At 74.4% G+C, this 18609-nt stretch carries 17 protein-coding genes; 11 read left to right on the forward strand and 6 right to left on the reverse strand.

The window, feature by feature from the left end:
• Nucleotide 1: 1 nt before the first annotated feature.
• The gene (locus tag BDZ31_RS07655) at nt 2-1081 is read right to left on the reverse strand and encodes a DUF7973 family transport facilitator (RefSeq protein ID WP_183340557.1); all 1080 of its coding nucleotides are present in this window, start codon (nt 1079-1081) and stop codon (nt 2-4) included.
• Nucleotides 1082-1277: 196 nt separating this feature from the next.
• Between BDZ31_RS07655 and BDZ31_RS07660 the strand changes: the two genes are divergently transcribed.
• The 7 genes from BDZ31_RS07660 to BDZ31_RS07690 are packed head-to-tail and all read left to right on the forward strand — an operon-like array spanning nt 1278 to nt 8376.
• The gene (locus BDZ31_RS07660; protein WP_183340559.1) at nt 1278-3152 is read left to right on the forward strand and encodes a diol dehydratase reactivase subunit alpha; all 1875 of its coding nucleotides are present in this window, start codon (nt 1278-1280) and stop codon (nt 3150-3152) included.
• Nucleotides 3149-3556, forward strand: a complete 408-nt coding sequence (locus BDZ31_RS25475) for a glycerol dehydratase reactivase beta/small subunit family protein (protein ID WP_221242843.1) — start codon at nt 3149-3151, stop codon at nt 3554-3556. Before BDZ31_RS07660 ends, BDZ31_RS25475 begins: the two co-directional genes overlap by 4 nt.
• Nucleotides 3553-3984, forward strand: a complete 432-nt coding sequence (locus tag BDZ31_RS07670) for a GlcG/HbpS family heme-binding protein (protein WP_183340561.1) — start codon at nt 3553-3555, stop codon at nt 3982-3984. The genes BDZ31_RS25475 and BDZ31_RS07670 overlap by 4 nt, the downstream gene beginning before the upstream one ends.
• Nucleotides 3985-4035: 51 nt before the next feature.
• Nucleotides 4036-4476, forward strand: coding sequence for a diol dehydratase small subunit (locus BDZ31_RS07675; protein WP_183340562.1), 441 nt, complete (start codon nt 4036-4038; stop codon nt 4474-4476).
• Nucleotides 4477-4494: 18 nt separating this feature from the next.
• Nucleotides 4495-6195: a propanediol/glycerol family dehydratase large subunit gene (locus tag BDZ31_RS07680; RefSeq protein ID WP_183340564.1), complete on the forward strand. Its 1701-nt coding sequence runs from the start codon at nt 4495-4497 to the stop codon at nt 6193-6195.
• 21 nt (nt 6196-6216) lie between these two features.
• Nucleotides 6217-6798: a propanediol/glycerol family dehydratase medium subunit gene (locus tag BDZ31_RS07685; protein ID WP_183340566.1), complete on the forward strand. Its 582-nt coding sequence runs from the start codon at nt 6217-6219 to the stop codon at nt 6796-6798.
• 51 nt (nt 6799-6849) lie between these two features.
• Nucleotides 6850-8376, forward strand: a complete 1527-nt coding sequence (locus BDZ31_RS07690; protein WP_183340569.1) for a GAF domain-containing protein — start codon at nt 6850-6852, stop codon at nt 8374-8376.
• A 17-nt stretch (nt 8377-8393) separates the two neighbouring features.
• On the opposite strand, the gene BDZ31_RS07695 is transcribed toward BDZ31_RS07690, so the two are convergent.
• Nucleotides 8394-9968, reverse strand: coding sequence for a hypothetical protein (locus tag BDZ31_RS07695; protein ID WP_183340571.1), 1575 nt, complete (start codon nt 9966-9968; stop codon nt 8394-8396).
• Between the two features lie 297 nt (nt 9969-10265).
• Here BDZ31_RS07695 and BDZ31_RS07700 point away from each other — a divergent pair, with 297 nt between their 5' ends.
• The gene (locus tag BDZ31_RS07700) at nt 10266-11762 is read left to right on the forward strand and encodes an aldehyde dehydrogenase family protein (protein WP_183340573.1); all 1497 of its coding nucleotides are present in this window, start codon (nt 10266-10268) and stop codon (nt 11760-11762) included.
• Here BDZ31_RS07700 and BDZ31_RS07705 read toward each other — a convergent pair.
• Entirely contained in the window at nt 11719-12753 is a 1035-nt protein-coding gene (locus tag BDZ31_RS07705) for a LysR substrate-binding domain-containing protein (protein ID WP_183340575.1), read from the reverse strand. The genes BDZ31_RS07700 and BDZ31_RS07705 overlap by 44 nt on opposite strands.
• 50 nt (nt 12754-12803) lie before the next feature.
• Here BDZ31_RS07705 and BDZ31_RS07710 point away from each other — a divergent pair, with 50 nt between their 5' ends.
• A complete protein-coding gene (locus BDZ31_RS07710) occupies nt 12804-13877 on the forward strand; it encodes an SLAC1 family transporter (protein ID WP_183340577.1) in 1074 nt (357 codons plus the stop codon).
• 7 nt (nt 13878-13884) lie between these two features.
• On the opposite strand, the gene BDZ31_RS07715 is transcribed toward BDZ31_RS07710, so the two are convergent.
• The 3 genes from BDZ31_RS07715 to BDZ31_RS07725 all read right to left on the reverse strand — a co-directional run bounded on the left by BDZ31_RS07715 (nt 13885) and on the right by BDZ31_RS07725 (nt 16905).
• The gene (locus BDZ31_RS07715) at nt 13885-14838 is read right to left on the reverse strand and encodes an aldo/keto reductase (RefSeq protein ID WP_183340578.1); all 954 of its coding nucleotides are present in this window, start codon (nt 14836-14838) and stop codon (nt 13885-13887) included.
• Between the two features lie 99 nt (nt 14839-14937).
• Nucleotides 14938-15870 (reverse strand): MerR family transcriptional regulator, encoded by a 933-nt coding sequence (locus BDZ31_RS07720; protein ID WP_183340580.1) that lies wholly within the window; start codon nt 15868-15870, stop codon nt 14938-14940.
• Between the two features lie 144 nt (nt 15871-16014).
• Nucleotides 16015-16905: a VOC family protein gene (locus BDZ31_RS07725; protein WP_183340582.1), complete on the reverse strand. Its 891-nt coding sequence runs from the start codon at nt 16903-16905 to the stop codon at nt 16015-16017.
• Nucleotides 16906-17120: 215 nt separating this feature from the next.
• Between BDZ31_RS07725 and BDZ31_RS07730 the strand changes: the two genes are divergently transcribed.
• Nucleotides 17121-18002, forward strand: coding sequence for a hypothetical protein (locus BDZ31_RS07730; RefSeq protein WP_183340584.1), 882 nt, complete (start codon nt 17121-17123; stop codon nt 18000-18002).
• Complete coding sequence (locus BDZ31_RS07735) at nt 17906-18556, forward strand: SDR family oxidoreductase (protein ID WP_183340586.1); 651 nt, start codon at nt 17906-17908, stop codon at nt 18554-18556. Before BDZ31_RS07730 ends, BDZ31_RS07735 begins: the two co-directional genes overlap by 97 nt.
• Nucleotides 18557-18609 lie beyond the last annotated feature (53 nt).

The raw sequence follows: 18609 nt of genomic DNA on the forward strand, positions 1-18609 counted from the left end.
ATCACAGCGCCAGGTCGGTCAGCACGATCGCGGTCGTCATCAGCGCGATCGCGATCGCGGGCGGGTCGATGTGCGTGTCGCCGTGGATCAGGAAGACCCGCGCGCAGGCCTCGCCCAGCAGCGCGCCGAGCACGCCGCACAGCGCCCCGACGGCGATCGCCGCCAGCGCGGTGCCGCCGGCCGCGATCACGAAGCCGGCGGCGACGGCGGCCGGCAGCGTCATGTGGTGGGTGACCGGCACGCTCGCGCCGACGACCAGCAGCGCGAGCAGGCTGGCCGAGACGCCGAAGCCGACGAGCGTGCCGGCGCCGGCGTACGCCGCGTCGACCTCGGCGACCGTCGCCAGCGCCCACGCGGCGGCGACGCCGGAGACCAGGCCGAGCAGCGCCGCCTGGCTCCACGCTCTCTGCCACGGCACCCACTCTGCTGGTGCCTCGGCGCGACCGCGGACTCCGTCCACGGCGCCCCCGGCGTCGTCGATCGCTCGCGGGCTGGCGCCCGCCACGCGCTCTGCCTCCTCGGCAGCCACCCCGCTGCTCTCGTCAGCGAACGCGAGGTCGGCCTCCTGCGAGCCGCCGGCCATCGGCGGCCGCGCGCGGCGGGTTGGGCGGGCCCCGAGCAGGCCGGTCGAGCCGAACGCGAAGCGGGCGGCGAGCGCCGAGACGACGACCGCCAGCGCGACCGTGTCGGTGTAGGCGCCGGTGCCGTCGCTCTTGGCGAGCAGCTCGGCGAGCAGCTGCTGCACGGCGTAGCCGCCGACGCCGAAGAGGCCGCCGACGACGATCGGGTCGGGACGGCCGAGGCTCGCCAGCGGCGTCGCGATGTCGCGTCCGCTCTCGACGTATCCGCGGCGGGCGGCGTAGGCGACCGCGGCCACCGCGCCGGCGAAGGCGACGTGCGGCCCGAAGACCGGCCCGAACGCGACCGTCCCGAGCACGTCGACGTCGCCGCCCGCGAGCGCCACCCCGACGCCGAGCAGGACGATCGCGCCGGTCAGCGCGAAGGCGATCAGCGCGCCGCAGAGCGCGCCCAGGCAGCCGCCCGCGAACGCGGCGAGCAGCACGGCAAGGCTGAAGTCCATCGTTCACTCTCCTCTTTGACGGTGAGACCGCCTCTCCGGAAAGCGACGCTACGACGCGCTGCGTTGCAGGACGGCTGCCCCGCCGAAACGTTGCGGCTTCGTTGCAATGACGCTTGCCGCCCGCAGATTCCTCGGCAAGGATCGCAGCCAGTCGGTTTGGAGTGAATTTTCCAGGCGGCCGAGGAGAGAGAGTGAGATGAGCCTGATCGTCGGTGTCGACATCGGGAACTCGACGACGGAGGCGTGCGTCGCGGAGGTGGAGGGAAGCGGGCGCGCCTACCTTGGGTCCGGGCTGGCCGCGACCACCGGCGTCAAGGGGACGGTCCCGAACGTGACCGGCGCCGCGCGGGCGATCGAGCGCGCGCTGCTGCGGGCCGGGCGGGCGCTCGAGGAGGTCGACGCGATCCTCCTCAACGAGGCGACCCCGGTGATCAGCGGCCTCGCGATGGAGACGATCACCGAGACGATCATCACCGAGTCGACGATGATCGGCCACAACCCGCAGACCCCCGGCGGCGAGGGGCTCGGGGTCGGCGTGACGGTCGCGTTCGAGCGGCTCGCCGCGCGGGCGCCCGGCGACGGGCCGGCGATCGTCGTGATCGCGGCGAGCGTCGACTTCGAGGAGGCCGCGGCGGCGCTGAACGCGGCCGCCGCGCGCGGCGTCGAGGTCGCCGGCGCGGTCGTCCAGCGCGACGACGCGCGGCTGATCGCCAACCGCCTCGACCGCCCGGTCCCGATCGTCGACGAGGTCACGCACGTCGAGCGCGTCCCGCTCGGGATGGCGGCCGCCGTCGAGGTCGCCGGCCCCGGCCGCGCCGTCCGCACGCTGTCGAACTCCTACGGCCTGGCGACCGTCTTCGACCTCACTCCGGAGGAGACGCGCGTCGTCGCGCCGGTCGCCCGCGCGCTGACCGGGACCCGCTCGGCGGTCGTCGTGCGCACCCCCGGCGGCGACGTGACCGACCGCCGCATCCCGGCCGGCACGCTCGAGCTGCACGGCGAGCGCGCCAAGCGGACGGTCGACGTCAACGGCGGCGCGGAGGAGATCATGGCGGCGCTGCGGCGCGTCCAGCCGCTGGCCGACGTCGTCGGCGAGGCCGGCTCGCACGTCGGCGGCATGCTCGCCGGGGTGCGAGAGACGATGGCCGACCTCACCGGCGACGCGATCGGCGACGTGCGGATCCGCGACGTGCTCGCCGCCGACACGTTCGTCCCGCGCGAGGTGCGCGGCGGCCTCGCCGGCGAGTTCGCGCTCGAGAACGCGGTCGCGCTGGCGGCGATGGTGCGCACCAGCCGCGGTCCGATCGAGCAGGTCGCGCGAGCGCTGGCGCAGGAGTCCGGCGTCGAGGTCGTCGTCGGCGGGGTCGAGGCCGAGATGGCCGTCCGCGGCGCGCTCACGACGCCCGGCACCGCGGCGCCCGTCGCCGTGCTCGACCTCGGCGGCGGCTCGACCGACGCCGCGCTCGCGCGCGGCGAGGAGCAGGTCGCGACCTACCACGCCGCCGGCGCCGGAGACCTCGTCACCAAGCTGATCGGCTCCGAGCTGGGGATCGACGACCGCGAGCTGGCCGAGCACGTCAAGACCTGCCCGCTGGCGAAGGTCGAATCGCTCTTCCACGTGCGGCTGGAGGACGGCACCGTCCAGTACTTCGACGCGCCGCTGCCGGCCGAGACGTTCGCCCGCGTCGTCGCGCTGACCGAGGAGGGCGGGATGGTGCCGATCCCGACCCGCCACGGGCTCGACCGGATCCGCCGCGTCCGCCGCGACGCGAAGCGGCGGGTCTTCGCCGTCAACGCCCTGCGCGCGCTGCGCGAGGTCGCCGAGCACGGCACCGTGCGGGGGATCGACTTCGTCGTGCTGATCGGCGGCTCGGCGCTCGACTTCGAGATCCCCGAGCTGGTCGCCGAGGCGCTCGCCGACCACGGCGTCGTCTGCGGCACCGGCAACGTCCGCGCCGTCGAGGGGCCGCGCAACGCGGTCGCGACCGGCCTGGTGGAGGCGTGGGGCCGCGAGCGCGGTCCCGCCGCCGCCGGCCGCTCGGCCGCGCCGGCCGCGGAGGCGCGCTCGTGAGCGGCCCCGCCGTCTTCCTGCGCCTCGCCCCCGGCGAGGTCCCCGCCGCCGCCCTGCGCGAGCTGCGCGCCGGCCTGGAGGAGGAGGGCGTGCCCTGCCGCGTGCTCCCCTCCGGACCACCAGCGCCGGTCGCGGCGCCCGGCGCCGCCTCGCCCGTCTGCGAGGCGCCGGCGTCCGCACCGGCCGACGCCGCCCTGCTCGCCCACGCCGCCGCGTGCGCCTCGCCGGTCTCAGTCGGCCTCGGCCTCTCCGCCGACGGCGCCTGCCTGCACCTCCCGCAGCTGCCGCCGGGCGCGCCGCTGCTGTCCGTCTCCCTCCACGACCCCGACCCGGAGCGCCTCCGCGCGCTCGGCCACAACGCCGCCCGCCTCGTCGCGGGCGTGCCGCTGAAGGAGCTGCCATGAGCGCCACACGATCCCGCACGAAGCCGACCACGGTCTCGCTCGCCGCCGCCGAGGCGGTGATCGCCGCCGCGAAGGAGAAGGCCGAGGAGATCGGCCAGCCGATGAACATCGCCGTCGTCGACGCCGGCGCCCGCCTCGTCGCCTTCGCCCGCATGGACGGCGCGATCATGGCCTCGATCGACATCAGCCAGCGCAAGGCGTTCACGGCGATGATGCTGAAGCTGCCGACCCACGCGCTCGCCGAGGTCACCCAGCCGGGCCAGCCGCTCTACGGCCTGGAGCACACCAACGGCGGCCTCGTCACCTTCGCCGGCGGCGTGCCGCTGATCGGGCGCGGCGGCGAGCCGGTCGGCGCGATCGGCGTCTCCGCCGGCAGCGTCGAGCAGGACCAGGAGGTCGCGGAGGCCGGCGCGGCCGCCTTCGGCTGATCCCGAGGCCGCCTGACCCGCTCCCGCGAACGCACGAGAGGAACGATCCCGATGAGCCCCACGCACGACGGCGCCGCGACGGTCGCGGTCGCCGACTATCCGCTCTCCAGCCGCCGGCCGGAGCTGCTGCGGACCCCGAGCGGCAAGACGCTCGACGACATCACCCTGGAGGCGGTGCTGGAGAAGCGCGTCACCGCCGAGGACCTGCGCATCACACCCGAGACGCTGGAGCTGCAGGCGCAGATCGCCGAGCAGACCGAGCGGCCGCAGATGGCGGCCAACCTCCGCCGCGCCGGCGAGCTGACGCGGGTGCCCGACGAGCGGCTGCTGGAGATCTACGCCGCGCTGCGGCCGGGCGCCTCGACCAAGGACCAGCTGCTGGCGATCGCGCGCGAGCTGGAGGAACGGCACGCCGCGCCGGTCAACGCCGCGCTCGTGCGCGAGGCCGCCGACGTCTACGAGCGCCGCGACTGCCTCGCGGCCGACGACTGACCACCGGGAGAAGATGCGATGACCGCCCTGCGAGCACCCGATCCGCAGACCAAGGCCTCCAAGCGCACCGAGGCGCTGGAGGCGCGCCCGGTCAACCTCGACGGCTTCGTCGACGAGTGGCCCGAGGTCGGCCTCGTCGCGATGGACAGCCCCAACGACCCGGAGCCGAGCATCGGCGTCGAGGACGGCCGCGTCGTCGAGATGGACGGCCGCACGCGCGACCAGTTCGACTTCCTCGACCAGTTCATCGCCGACACCGCGATCGACGCCGCGACCGCCGAGGCCTCGATGGCGATCGACGCCGGCGAGATCGCCCACATGCTGGTCGACCCGCGCACCCCGCGCACCGACGTGCTGCGGGTCGTCCGCGGCCTCACGCCGGCGAAGATCCTCGCCGTCGTCAAGACGATGAACGTCGTCGAGATGATGATGGCGATGCAGAAGATGCGGGCCCGGCGCACCCCCTCCAACCAGGCCCACTGCACGAGCGCGCGCGACAACCCGCTGCAGGTCGCCGCCGACGCCGCCGAGGGCGCGCTGCGCGGCTTCGACGAGGTCGAGACGACGCTCGGCATCGTCCGCTATGCGCCGCTGGTCGCGCTCGGCCTCCAGGTCGGCGCCCAGGTCGGCCGCGGCGGCGTGCTGACGCAGTGCGCGCTGGAGGAGGCGACCGAGCTGCGGCTCGGCCTGCGCGGCCTCACCACCTACGCCGAGACGATCTCCGTCTACGGCACCGAGAAGGTCTTCATCGACGGCGACGACACGCCCTGGTCGAAGGCGTTCCTCGCCTCCGCCTACGCCAGCCGCGGCATCAAGATGCGCTTCACCTCGGGCACCGGCTCGGAGGTGCAGATGGGCAACGCCGAGGGCAAGTCGATGCTGTACCTGGAGATCCGCTGCATCCTGATGGCGAAGGGCGCCGGGGTGCAGGGGCTGCAGAACGGCTCGATCTCCTGCATCGGCGTGCCGGGCGCGGTGCCGGCCGGGATCCGCGCGGTGCTGGCCGAGAACCTCGTCGCGAGCATGGTCGACCTGGAGGTCGCCTCCGGCAACGACCAGACCTTCTCGCACTCCGACATGCGCCGGACGGCGCGGCTGCTGATGCAGTTCCTGCCGGGCACCGACCTGATCTGCTCCGGCTACTCGGCCTGCCCCAACTACGACAACATGTTCGCCGGCTCCAACGTCGACTGCGAGGACTACGACGACTGGAACACGATCCAGCGCGACCTCCAGGTCGACGGCGGCCTGCGCCACGTCGACGAGCGCGAGATCCTCGCCGTCCGCGACAAGGCCGCCCGCGCGATGCAGGCCGTCTTCGAGCAGCTCGGGCTGCCGGCGATCACCGACGCCGAGGTCGAGGCCGTCACCTACGCCCACGGCTCCAACGACCTGCCGCCGCGCGACGTGCTGGAGGACCTCAAGGGCGCGCAGATGCTGATGGACGAGGGGATCACCGGCCTCGACGTCGTGCGCGCGCTGGAGGCCGGCGGCTTCCGCGACGTCGCCGAGTCGCTGCTGGCGCTGCTGCGCCAGCGGGTCGGCGGCGACCTGCTGCACACGGCCGCGATCGTCGGCCACGACGGCGAGGCGGTCAGCGCCGTCAACGCGCCCAACGACTACGCCGGGCCGGGGACGGGCTACCGCCCCGAGGGCGCGCGCTGGGAAGAGATGAAGCGGCTGCGGCACACCGTCAGCCCGAGCAACCCCGAAGCCTGACCCGGGTCCAGGAGGAGATCGATGACGATGACGACCACCGCACCGCCGCCGGCGCACGCGCTCGACGTGAGCGAGCGCGGTCCGGCCGCGCAGGGCTCGCGCCACGACGAGGTCGTCGTGGCGCTGTCGCCGGCCTTCGGCGGCTTCTTCACGAGAACGATCGTCGACGTGCCGCACGGCAGCGTGCTGCGCGAGCTGTTCGCCGGGATCGAGGAGGAGGGCGCGTCGCTGCGCGTGATCCGCGTGACGCACAGCGCCGATCTCGCGATCGTCGCGTTCGCCGGCGCCAAGCTGAGCGGCTCCGGGATCGGCGTCGGCGTGCTGTCGCGCGGCACGACGGTGATCCACCAGCGCGACCTGCCGCGGCTGTCGAACCTCGAGCTGTTCCCGCAGGCGCCGCTGCTCGACCTGGAGACCTTCCGGGCGATCGGGCGCAACGCGGCGCGCTACGCGAAGGGCGAGACGCCGCAGCCGGTCCCGGTCCGCAACGACTTCATGGCACGGCCCCGCTGGCAGGCGAAGGCGGCGTTGCTGCACAATAAGGAGATGGAGTTCGTACGGAGCGGGAAGCCCGTCGAGCTCGAGGTGGCGATCGGCCGGTAGGAGGATCCTGCCGGCCGTGCACGAGTCGAGGAGAGAGACGAGCCCATCCCGATGCGGAACCCCTGGGTCGCGATCGAGTCGTCGGTCGAGCCGCACTCGCAGGCGCGCCTGATCGCCCGTGCGCGCGAGCACGTGCTGGAGGGCAACCCGCCGCCGCGGGTGCTGCGCCCGGTCGTGCTGGAGTCGTGGCAGCGCTCGGCGAAGGCCGGTGTCTACGCCGAGCGCGACGAGCTCCCGCCGCTGCTGACCACGGAGGAGCTGGAGGACCGCCGGGCGCGCCACCCGCTCGCGGCGGCGATGCCGCTGATCCGCTCGCTGCTCGTCGACGTCGCCGAGGACGCCCGCCACGTCGTCGCCGTCTGCGACGTCACCGGCCACCTGCTGTGGGTCGAGGGCAGCCGCGCGACGCAGCGGGCGGCCGAGGGGATCGGCTTCGTGCCCGGCTCGGACTGGAGCGAGGGGACGACCGGGACCAACGCCCCCGGCACGTCGCTGGAAGCCGACCACCCGATCCAGGTCTTCGCCGCCGAGCACTACAGCGCGACGCACGCGACGTGGATGTGCGCGGCGGCGCCGATCCACGACCCCGAGGACGGCTCGCTGCTGGGCGCCGTCGACCTGACCGGCTCGTTCGACACGGCGCATCCGTCGACGCTCGCGCTCGCGAACGCGACCGCCAGAGCGGTCGAGGCCCATCTCGCGGCGCTGTCGGCGTGGAGAGACGCGGCGGCGCTGGAGGCGGCGCGCGGGCACGTCGGCTCGGGCGCCGCCGTGACGGTCGTCTCGCCGGGCGGGCGGCTGCTCGGCGACGACCTCGGCCGCCGCCGCGTGCCGCCGCCGACCGAGGCCGGCCGCCTGCGGATCGGCCGGACGGTCGTCGAGGCCGAGCGGCTGCCGGGCGCGCCGGGCTACTGGGTGCTGCACCCGCACAGCCGCCGGCGGGCGGCGCCGTCGATGCTGGAGGCCGGCGCGGGCGGCCGGCCGCAGGCGGCGAGCGCGACGCTCGACCTGCGCCTGCTCGGCACCCCCGCCGACGCGCTCGTCGCCGACGGCCGGCGGATGGCGGTGACGCCGCGCCAGCTGGAGATCTGCGCGCTGCTCGCGCTCCATCCGGACGGGCTCGGCAGCGGCGAGCTGCGCGAGCTGCTCTACGGCGAGCAGGACGTCGCCGACGTCACGATCCGCTCGGAGCTGTCGCGCCTGCGCCGCACGCTCGGCCCGGCGCTCGCCGCCCGCCCGTACCGCTTCGCCGCCCCGGTCTCGACCGACGTCGAGCACGTCGAGCGGCTGCTGCACGACGGCGACCTGCGCGCCGCCGTCCAGGCCTATGCCGGCCCGGTCCTGCCGGCCTCCCAGTCGCCCCGGATCGTCGACCTGCGCGACCAGCTCCACTACGAGCTGCGCGCCGCCCTGCTCGCCAGCGACGACGCCGACGCCCTCTTCCAGTGGATCCGCGCCCCCCACGGCGCCCGCGACGCCGCCGTCGCCCGCCGCCTCACCACCCTCATCTCCGCCCGCGACCCCCGCCGCGCGACCGCCGTCGCGGTCGTCGAGGCCGAGCTGTTCGCGCGGCGCTGAGCGTGGCTGGTCGGGCGTCACCGCGCGAGAAGACGCGTGACCGGGATGGCGTCCGGCGTGGCGAGGCGTTCGAGCTGCAGCTCCGCTCGAGCGGCGAGGCGGAGCGGGCGATCGCCGTCGACGAACCATGCGTGGGCGATGCGGTCCATCCCAGCGCCGACGAGCGGCGCAGCCGTTCGCAACGTGCTGCGAAGCGCGACGGCCTCCGTGCGTCCCGAGTGGAGCACCAGATTGCGCTGACGGTACAGACGGCGAAGCGCGTCATCCGCACCGGCGCGCACCGTTTCGAGGCTTCGCGACGGATCTTCGAGGATCTTGCGCATCCGCTCGGCACCGGCGACATCCCGCGGATCGGTCACACCGCTCTGACCGGCCTGCACGAGACATGCCATGCGCTCGGTGCGCTCGAAGTTGGTTCGGAGGGCCTTCAGTTCAGCCGAGATCTCGTCTCTCACACCGCGGATCCGCCGCCACGTGAGGTCCGTGAGCTCGGAACGGCAGAACGAACCGGCGACGATCCGTGAGAGGCGCGGTGCGACATGATGGGCTCCGCCATCTCCAGGCGCTTTGAGCATGCTCTCGAGACCGGCCCATGCTCCGGCGGCTGCCGCTGCCGGGGTGCCGGCATCGAGCAAGGACACGAGTTGAAGGCCTGAGTCGACTTGCTCGTCGCGCTCGTCGGCGAACAGTTGCTGCTCGCGCGCGAGCACAGGGACGTCGACTCGTCGGCTGCTCGGCATCCGGATGGGACGGGTGGTGCCGCCGACCCATGCCTGGTCCATCGGGCTCCACGCTGAGGCGCGGTTGGCGACCGCGAGCCGCGCCGCATAGATGTCGAGCAAATCGAGCGCGCGCTGCGCGGCGGCCCCCGCGTCACGCGCGCGAAACGACAGGCGCAGACCGCCGTCATATTGAGGCGGTGGCCGAAACCTGTGCGAATCGAACCATGCGCTGACGCCCTCGGCATCGAGCCAGCCGGGTGGACGGGAATCGAGCGCCGGAGACTCGTTGAACAGGATGACGACGTCGAAGTCGTCGTCGCGCGAGACGATGCTGGCTTCGGCCAGCTCGAGGAGGTCTGCCAAGGTGTGCGTCTCGTCCTCGTTGTACCTCGTGTGTCGCTCCCACCAGCGATACAAGTGCCCAGGGCTGCTGCCGCTGTCGAGCAGGTGAGACGCGATCAGACGGGCGATGCTCTCGGCGCCGAGACCGGTCTGCTCGCTGCGAAGCGCGACGCTCCACCGTGTCAGGTATCCGTCGTCGGACAACTTCACGAGCTCCTGGAGCTGCTCGTGCGCTGAGCCGTGAGCCGTGAGCGGAGCCGAGAGCAGTCCCGCGATGCGGCCGCGCTCCGGCGCCGCCGCGATGCCGGGATCCACCTTCGCGAGGTCACGTGCCGAGGCCTTGCACTCCTCCAGGCTGTGCTGGGCTGCGGGGACGGGGTCGAGCAGCTCGATCGCCTCGGCGGTCTCCTTGAGCCGCATCACCGTTCCCACGCTCCAGAGCCGCCGCTGCCAGGAGGTACGATCGCCGAAGAAGTCGAGCAGCCGGGCGGTCACGGCCTCGCCGAGGCAGTCGTTGTGATCGAGCATCGCGCTCGCTAAGCTACTTGCAGGCCGGTTCGCCGGTCGCGATCTAACAGAGGGGAGTTGTCCTCACGGACACTCCCCTCTTTCATTTGGGCCTCGGGTGGAGCCTCACGCCGGTTCGTGATCGATGCGCTCACGTCCTCGGTCGTCCTTCGATCACCGGTTGTCGCAGCGTCGCACCGCAACGTTGCGACGCAACGGTTCTGCAACCTGGCGCTGCGTATCGTCGCCTGCATGTCCGGGGGAGCGCTTCGCGCGGCTCGGCCGGACGCGAGGAGACCATCGTCGAAGGAGGCCGTCATGGCTGTTGCCGTCCCCATGGGAGAGGCGACCCGTCGTTTCACGTCCGCTCCGCGGAAGCTGCTCATCGACGGCGAGTGGCGCGAGTCCGCGAGCGGGAAGACGTTCGACACCTACGACCCGGCGACCGGCACCGTGCTGGCGAGCGTCGCGGAGGGCGACGCGCAGGACGTCGACCTGGCGGTCGGGGCGGCGCGCCGCGCGCTGGAGGACGGACCGTGGGCGCGGCTGACGCCGTCGGAGCGCGGCCGGATCGTCCATCGGGTCGGCGACCTGATCATGGAGCACGCCGACGAGCTGGCCGAGCTGGAGACGCTCGACAACGGCAAGCCGAAGGCCGTCGCGCTCGCCGCCGACGTGCCGCTCGCCGCCGACCTCTTCTGGTACATGGCCGGCTGGGCGACGAAGCTCAACGGCGGCACGATCAGCCCGTCGGTGCCGTACATGCCGGGCGCCGAGTTCCACGCCTACACGCTGCGCGAGCCGGTCGGCGTCGTCGGCCAGATCATCCCGTGGAACTTCCCGCTGCTGATGGCGGCGTGGAAGCTCGGGCCGGCGCTCGCGACCGGCTGCACGGTCGTGCTGAAGCCGGCCGAGCAGACGCCGCTCTCCGCGCTCCGCCTCGGCGAGCTGCTGCTGGAGGCCGGCGTCCCGGCCGGCGTCGTCAACATCGTCCCCGGCTTCGGCGAGACGGCCGGCGCCGCGCTCGCCGGCCACGAGCGCGTCGACAAGGTCGCCTTCACCGGCTCGACCGAGGTCGGCAAGCTGATCGCCCGCACCGCGACCGGGAACCTCAAGCGCGTCAGCCTCGAGCTCGGCGGCAAGTCGCCGAACATCGTCTTCTCCGACGCCGACGTCGACGCGGCGATCGCCGGCGCGGCGCAGGGGATCTTCTTCAACCAGGGCGAGGTCTGCTCGGCCGGCTCGCGCCTGTACGTGCAGGAGGACCAGTTCGACCGGGTGGTCGAAGGTCTCTCGGACGCGGCGAAGTCGATCAGGGTCGGCCACGGCCTCGATCCCGAGACCGAGATGGGACCGCTCGTCTCCCAGGAGCAGTTCGACCGCGTCACGAGATACCTCGCGATCGGCGAGCAGGAGGGCAACCGCGCGACCGTCGGCGGCGCGGCGGTCGACGGCGACGGCTGGTTCGTCCAGCCGACCGTGCTCGTCGACGCCGAGCCCGACCACACGATCGTGCGCGAGGAGATCTTCGGCCCGGTGATCGCGGCGATGCCGTTCAGCGACCTCGACGACCTCGCCCGTCAGGCCAACGACTCCCACTACGGCCTCGCCGCCGGCGTCTGGACGCGCGACATCTCCAAGGCGCACAAGCTCGCGAAGAAGATCAAGGCCGGCACCGTCCACGTCAACGCCTACCACGTCTTCAGCGCCGAGCTGCCGTTCGGCGGCTACAAGCAGTCCGGCTGGGGCCGCGAGATGGGCGAGGAGGTGCTCAGCAACTACCTCGAGACGAAGTCGGTGATCGTGGGGCTGTAGCCGCGCCCGCGGCCGCCGGCGCCGAGCCGCGTTCCTCCTCCTCCGCCCGCTCGCCGAGCCAGCGCCAGAAGCGCTCGGCGGGGCGGGGGAGGCGGCGGCGCGGGTCGCGGACGGCGCGCAGCGCGCGCCGCAGCGGCAGGTCGCGCAGCGGGACGGTGCGCAGCGTGCCGCCGCGCTCCTCGGTCTCGACGGCGAGTCTCGACAGCAGGCCGAAGCCGCCGGAGCCGAGCGCGCGCTTGACGCTCTCGGTGCTGGCCAGCTCCAGCCCCGGCCTCACCTCGACGCCGACGGCGGCGAGCGCCGCCGCCGCGACGATCCGCGTGCCCGAGCCGGCCTCGCGCGCGACGTACGGCTCGCGCAGCAGCTCCGCGGCGCGCAGCGAGCGCCGTCTCGCCCAGCGGTGGCCGGCGGCGACGACGACGGCGACCTCGTCGTGGCGGACGGTGACGACGTCGAGCCCGTCGAGCGGGTCGAGCCCCTCGACGAAGCCGATCTCGGCTCTGCGCGCCCGCAGCGCCGCCAGCACCCCGGCCGAGTTGACGATCGCGACCTGCGCGTGGACGGTCGGCGCGGTCGCGCGGAAGCCGGCGAGCCAGCCGGGCAGCAGGTACTCGCCGATCGTGTGGCTCGCCGCCAGCGCCAGCGACTCGCCGGCGTGGAGGCGATGGTCGGCGAGCGCCTCCTCGGCCTCGCGCAGCGCGGCGAGCGCCTGCTTCGCCTCCGGGTAGAGGACCCGGCCGGCCTCGGTCGGGCGCACGCCGAAGCGGCCGCGCTCGAGCAGCGCCACGCCCAGCCGCCGCTCCAGCGCCAGCACCCGCTTGGTGACCGCCGACTGCGTCAGGTCGAGCACGTCGGCGGCGCCGCGCATGCTCGACGCCTCGAAGGCCGCGACGAAGGCCGCGAGGTCGGAGCCGGAGAGGGGATTGGACTGCTGCACCCGCACATCCTCGCGGATCGCGCGCCAGATCGATTCCAGACCGGAATCGATCACGGCCGGATCCGACTGGTTCGGGCGCCCATGAGGGGTGACGCTTTCCGGCGATGCGGGTCGCGCCGAACTGGTTCACCGTCACGATGGGGACGGGCATCGTCGCCAACGCGGCGGCGCTGCTGCCGGTCGACCTCCCCGGCCTGCGGGCGCTCGCGCTCGCGGCATGGGTCGCCGCGGCGCTGCTGCTCGTGAGACTGGCGGCGGCGGCCGCGGAGCAGTGGCGGCGCGACCGCCGCGACGGCCGCGTCCGCGTGCCGCACGGCCTCGCGATGGTCCCCTTCTGGGGTGCGCCGCCGGCGGCGGTGCTGACGGTCGGCGCCGGCGCGCTGCTGGCCGGCAGGCACCTGCTCGGCGAGACGCCGGCGCTCGTCGTGGCGCTGACGCTGTGGGCGGTCGGGACGGCCGGCGGCCTCGCGTCGCTGGCAGCGATCCCGCTGCGGCTGATCTTCCATCCCGAGCGGCGGCTGGAGGCGATATTCGCCACCTGGCTGCTGCCGGTGATCCCGCCGATGGTGTCGGCGATGACCGGCGCGGCGATGCTGCTGGAGATGCCGGCCGGGGCGCCGCGGGTCGCGCTGCTGATCGCCTGCTGCGCGCAGTTCGCGCTCAGCCTCGCCGCCGTCATAGCGACGAAGGTCGCGCTCGGCCGCCGGCTGCTGGCGCACGGCGCCGGCCCGTCCCGGATGCTGCCGACGCTGTTCATCGTGCTCGGCCCGCTCGGCACCTCGATCGGCGCCGCTTGCCTGCTCGCCGCCGCCGCGCCGACGACCGTCGGCGGCCCGTTCGCGCACGGGCTGGAGACGCTGTCGCTCGCCTACGGGCTGCCGGTGTGGACGGCGGCGATGGCGTGGCTGGCGGTCGCCGCGACGCTCGTGCTGCGCGCCGCCGCCCGCGGCGAGCTGCCGTTCGCGGCGACATGGTGGAGCTTCATCTTCCCGATCGGCACCTGCGTGATCGGGACCTCCGAGCTGGCGCTGCGGACCGGCGCCGCGCCGTTCCAGTGGGCCTCGGTCGCGCTGTTCGCGCTGCTGCTGACCGCCTTCGCGATCGTCTCGGGCGCGACCGCCCGCCACGCCGTCTGGCCGCGCGTGAGCGCCCGCCGCGCGCAGCGGGCGCTCGCCTGAGCCGCGGTCAGACCGCCTCTGAGGCGGCGGTCAGCTTCGCCAGCTCGTCCTCGGCCAGCCTCAGGCTGGCGACCGGCAGCAGGTCGGCGAGCTGCTCGGGCGTGCGCGCGCTGGCGATCGGCGCGGCGATGCCGGGCTGCGCCAGCGTCCAGGCGAGCGCGACGGCGGCGACGGTCGTGTCGTGGGCGGCGGCGACCTCGTCGAGCGCGGCGAGGACGGCCTGGCCTCTCGCTGTCTGGAGGTAGGCGCCGGCGCTCTGGGCCCGCTGGCTCTCGACCTGCGCGCCGGGCCGGTACTTGCCGGCGAGGAAGCCCATCGCGAGGCTGAAGAAGGGGAAGACGGCGATCCCGCGCTCGACCGCGACCCGCTGCAGCGCGCCCTCGTACGGGATGTCGCCGTCGGTCGCCTTCGCCCGCTCCAGCAGGTTGTAGTAGGGCTGCAGCGCGACGTACGGAGCGAAGCCCTCGCGCTCCTGGATCGCGAGCGCCTCGGTCAGCCGCTCGGCGCCGTAGTTGGAGGCGGCGAGCGCGCGCACCTTGCCGGCGCGGACGAGCGCGTCGAGCGCCTCCAGTTGCTCCTCCAGCGGCACGTCGGGGTCGTCGTGGTGAGCGTAGTAGAGGTCGATGCGGTCGACCTGGAGGCGCCGCAGCGAGTCGTCCGCCCACTTCGCGATGTTGGCGGCGGTCAGTCTCCCGAATCTGCCGGCCTTCGTCGCGACGAGGATCCGGTCGCGGTTGCCGCGCGCCTTCATCCAGTCGCCGATGATCGTCTCCGACTCGCCGCCGCTGTTGCCCGGCACCCACGCCGAGTAGGAGTCGGCGGTGTCGACGTGGTTGCCGCCGGCCTCCGCGTAGGCGTCGAGCACGGCGAACGACTGCGCCGCGTCAGCCGTCCAGCCGAAGACGTTGCCGCCGAGCGCGAGCGGGAAGAGGTCCAGGTTCGTCCAAGGTGTGTTCGCCATCGATCGAACCTAGCATCGGTGGCGGGCGCGGCAGGGCGCGGCAGCGGCAGGCGCGGCTGCGTCGCGTCCTGACGGCCGCGCCGCACGGCCGCCGCGCCCTCAGCGGGACCGCAGCGCCGCGATCGCCCACTCGAACGCGGGCACCGTCGCGGGGACCGGCGGCCAGCCGTTGACGATCGCGAGCAGCTGCCAATAGCGCTCCGCGCGGCGGTCGGTCCCGACCGCGAGGCGGTCGGCGAGGAGCGCGCCGACGGCGCCGTCGCCGACCTGCGACCAGGCCGCCTCGATCGCCGCCACGTGCGCGGCCGCCTCTGGCGCGTCGGGGGCGACGCCGGCCGCGAGCGCCTTGCCGCCCTCCGTCGCGACGACCTCCGCGGCGACGCGCATCGCCGCCGCGTCGGGCGCCGGCACCGCCCTCGCCGCCGCGCGCTGGGCGGCGCCGGCCTCGGCCATCTCGCGCGTGCGGCGGCGGAAGCCGTCGTCGCGCACGAGCTGCGCCAACTCGATCCAGGCGTCGACCTGCTCGGGGCTCGGGTCGTCGGGGAGGTCGGGGCGGGCGGCGCGCATCCGCTGCTCGATCGCCGGGTCGGCGTCGAGGTCGGCGAAGGTCGCGTCGAGGAAGTCGTCGATGATGCGGCGGCGCTCCTCGGCGCTCAGCGTGGCCAGCTCGTGCATGGTGCGGATCTCCTTCTCGTCGGGGTCGCGTCTCGCCGCCATCCGCATCACCGTGCGCTGCAGCCGCAGCGCGCGGATCTGCGCGTCGAGCGCGTCGGCGTGGGCGGCCGCGACCTCGGCCAGCGTCAGCTCGCGCGCCAGCACGCGCGCGATCGTGGCGAGGTCGACGTCCAGCTCGCGCAGCGTGCGCACGAGCTGGAGCCGCGCCAGCGCCGTCTCGTCGTAGAGGCGATAGCCGGCGGACGTGCGGTCGGTCGGCGGCACGATCCCGCGGTCGGAGTAGAAGCGGATCGCCTTGACCGTCAGGCCGGTACGGCGGGCGAGCTCGCCGATCGTGAGGAGGGTGTCGCCGTCCATGCGCTCCATGCTGCGGTCTCCCGTCGGGGGAGAGTCAAGCGCACTTCGATGCGCTCGCGACGCTCGCGCGCGCGACCGGCGGCGCCCCGCTCGGCGGCCCCCGGCCGCTGCCGAGGCGGCCGAGGGGCCGAGCGCGGCGACGCGCTACGCCTGCGCGACGAGCGCCAGCTCGTTGCCGAACGGGTCGGTCGCGACGAGCGCGCCGTCGCGCTCGACGGCCGGCCTCTCGTCGGCGGCGAGCCGCTCGGCGACGGCGCGCACGGCGGCGGCGTCCGGGAGCGCGATCGTGTACCGGGCGAGGCCGCGGGTGCCGGGCGCGTTGTCGACGCCGCCGAGGCTCGCCCACGTGTTGAGGCCGAGGTGGTGGTGGTAGCCGCCGGCCGAGACGAACAGCGCGCCCGGATAGCCGCGCACGACCACGTCGAACCCGAGCACGCCGTGGTAGAAGGCCTCCGCCGCGTCGAGGTCGGAGACCTGCAGGTGGACGTGGCCCATCGCCGTGTCGTCGGGGATGCCGGGGTCGGGCGCGTCGTCGGCGAGGTCGCGCGGCAGCTCGGCGACGATCGCGTCGAGGTCGAGTGGGAGCGTCGCCATTCTGATCTGGCCGTCGGGCTCGAAGCCCCACTCCGAGCGCGGGCGGTCGCGGTAGAGCTCGATCCCGTTGCCCTCCGGGTCGGCGAGGTAGAGCGCCTCGGAGACGAGGTGGTCGGAGGCGCCCTGGAGCGGATGGCGGGCGAGCGCGATCCGCCGCAGCGCGAGCGCCAGGTCGGTCCGCGTCGGCAGCAGCAGCGCGAGGTGGAAGAGGCCGCTGGAGCGGCGCGGCCGCGGCGCGGCGTCGGCCCGCTCGACCAGCTCGACGAGCGGCCGGCCGGCGGCGGTCCCGAGCGTCGCCGTGTCGCCGTCGCGCACGAGCGGACGCAGGCCGAGGACGCGCTCGTAGAAGGCGGCGGTCGTCGCGAGGTCGGCGACCGTCAGCCGGACCGGCCCGAGCGACGTCGCGGCGGGGAGGGAGGGGGCGGAGGGGGAGGGTGTCATCGGCTGCGGCTCATCGGTTGATTGCGCACACAACAGTAGCAGCGCTCCGTCTCCCAGGGCCGGCGTCGGCGAGGCCATCTCCCCCTCTGTGTGCCAGCTCACACCGAAAACAGCCCTCCATGGGCGGACGCTCGGATTGCGTTAAGCCCCCTCTAATCGAGCCCGGGAACGGTCGAATACATGGCTTTCCCGTCGAGCCCGCCACACCGGTCGCGATGAGCAGCGAGTTCATCGCCGCCTACGCCGGCAGCTCCGTCGCGCAGGCGGCGCTGGTCGCCGGCGCGACCGCGACGGCGGCGCCGATGTGGACGCGCGCGCTGCGTCATCGCGCCTTCGCGCTGATCCCGCCGTTCTCGCTGATCGGCGTCGTCGTGCTGCTGCGCCTCTACCCCGACGGCGCGTCGGCCTTCGCGAAGGCGGCGCTCGTGCTCGTGCCGCTGCTCGCGCTCCTCTCCGCGGCGCGCCTCGGGCCGGCCGCGGTGCTGCTGACGCTCGCGGCGATCGGCGCCGTCCTGCACGACGGCCACTCGCTCGTCGGCCAGCTCGCGGCGCTGCTCCTGATCGGCGGCTCGTGCCTGCTGCTCGGCGCCCTGCTGGTCGAGCTGACCCCGACGCGCTGGCTCGGCGCCGGGATAGCCGCGATGGCCGCCGCCGATCTCGTGCTGGTCGCCAGCGGTGTGCTCGGCCCGGCCAGCGACGTGCTCAACGCCGCCGGCGTCGGCGAGCACCTGCCGCAGCTCCAGCGCGTCGAGCTGGGCCCGCTGGAGATGGGCTACGGCGACGTCTTCCTGCCGGCGCTCGTCGGCGCGCTGCTCGCCTCGCGCGCCCGTCCGCGCACGTGGGCGGCCGGTCTGACGCTGCTGTTCGCGCTCGCCGCGGGGCTCGTCTTCCTCGCCTTCGACCGGCTGCCGGCGACCGTCCCGGTCGCGCTCGCGCTGCTCGTCGTCGAGGCGGCCGGCGCGGGTCGGGTCTGGTGGCGTCGGCGCGCTAGCCTCGGTGCATGGCTCTCGACATCGCGATCGCGGGCGGACACGGGCAGATCGCCCTCCGCCTCGGCAAGCTGCTCGCCGCGCGCGGAGACCGCGTCCGCGGCCTGATCCGCAACCCCGACCACGCCGAGGACCTGCGCGCCGCCGGCGTCGAGCCGGTCGTCTGCGACCTCGAGCAGGCCGCCGCCGAGCAGGTCGCCGACGCGATCGCGGGCGCCGACGCGGTCGTCTTCGCCGCCGGCGCCGGTCCCGGCAGCGGCGAGGCGCGCAAGGCGACGATGGACCGCGGCGGCGCGGTGCTGCTGATCGAGGCGGCGAAGCGCGCAGGCGTCGACCGCTACGTGATCGTCTCCTCGCGCGGCGCCGACGCGAACGCCGAGGGCGACGGCTTCGCCGCCTACCTGCGCGCGAAGGGCGAGGCCGACGAGGCGCTGAGAGCGAGCGGGCTCGCGTACACGATCGTGCGCCCCGGGGCGCTCACGAACGAGCCCGGCACCGGCCGCGTCACGACCGCCACCGGCGACGGCGCGATCCCGCGCGACGACGTCGCCGCGACGCTGGCCGCCGTGCTCGACCGCCCGGAGACGGCCGGCAAGGCCTTCCTGCTCGTCTCCGGCGAGACGCCGATCGCCGAGGCGCTCGCCGCGCTGCCCTCCGACTGACGCGCGCCGGTCGTCCCGCGCGCGGCGGTCGCTTCCCCGCCTTCGCGCTCGCG

It is taken from the genome of Conexibacter arvalis (genome assembly GCF_014199525.1).
Taxonomy (GTDB): domain Bacteria; phylum Actinomycetota; class Thermoleophilia; order Solirubrobacterales; family Solirubrobacteraceae; genus Conexibacter; species Conexibacter arvalis.

Bases quoted from the DNA above. Each gene is read 5' to 3' on its own strand.
- BDZ31_RS07655 (WP_183340557.1), bottom strand. From the start codon at position 1,081: ATGGACTTCAGCCTTGCCGTGCTGCTCGCCGCGTTCGCGGGCGGCTGC.
- BDZ31_RS07660 (WP_183340559.1), top strand. From the start codon at position 1,278: ATGAGCCTGATCGTCGGTGTCGACATCGGGAACTCGACGACGGAGGCG.
- BDZ31_RS07670 (WP_183340561.1), top strand. From the start codon at position 3,553: ATGAGCGCCACACGATCCCGCACGAAGCCGACCACGGTCTCGCTCGCC.
- BDZ31_RS07675 (WP_183340562.1), top strand. From the start codon at position 4,036: ATGAGCCCCACGCACGACGGCGCCGCGACGGTCGCGGTCGCCGACTAT.
- BDZ31_RS07680 (WP_183340564.1), top strand. From the start codon at position 4,495: ATGACCGCCCTGCGAGCACCCGATCCGCAGACCAAGGCCTCCAAGCGC.
- BDZ31_RS07685 (WP_183340566.1), top strand. From the start codon at position 6,217: ATGACGATGACGACCACCGCACCGCCGCCGGCGCACGCGCTCGACGTG.
- BDZ31_RS07690 (WP_183340569.1), top strand. From the start codon at position 6,850: ATGCGGAACCCCTGGGTCGCGATCGAGTCGTCGGTCGAGCCGCACTCG.
- BDZ31_RS07695 (WP_183340571.1), bottom strand. From the start codon at position 9,968: ATGCTCGATCACAACGACTGCCTCGGCGAGGCCGTGACCGCCCGGCTG.
- BDZ31_RS07700 (WP_183340573.1), top strand. From the start codon at position 10,266: ATGGCTGTTGCCGTCCCCATGGGAGAGGCGACCCGTCGTTTCACGTCC.
- BDZ31_RS07710 (WP_183340577.1), top strand. From the start codon at position 12,804: ATGCGGGTCGCGCCGAACTGGTTCACCGTCACGATGGGGACGGGCATC.
- BDZ31_RS07715 (WP_183340578.1), bottom strand. From the start codon at position 14,838: ATGGCGAACACACCTTGGACGAACCTGGACCTCTTCCCGCTCGCGCTC.
- BDZ31_RS07720 (WP_183340580.1), bottom strand. From the start codon at position 15,870: ATGGACGGCGACACCCTCCTCACGATCGGCGAGCTCGCCCGCCGTACC.
- BDZ31_RS07725 (WP_183340582.1), bottom strand. From the start codon at position 16,905: ATGACACCCTCCCCCTCCGCCCCCTCCCTCCCCGCCGCGACGTCGCTC.
- BDZ31_RS07730 (WP_183340584.1), top strand. From the start codon at position 17,121: ATGAGCAGCGAGTTCATCGCCGCCTACGCCGGCAGCTCCGTCGCGCAG.
- BDZ31_RS07735 (WP_183340586.1), top strand. From the start codon at position 17,906: ATGGCTCTCGACATCGCGATCGCGGGCGGACACGGGCAGATCGCCCTC.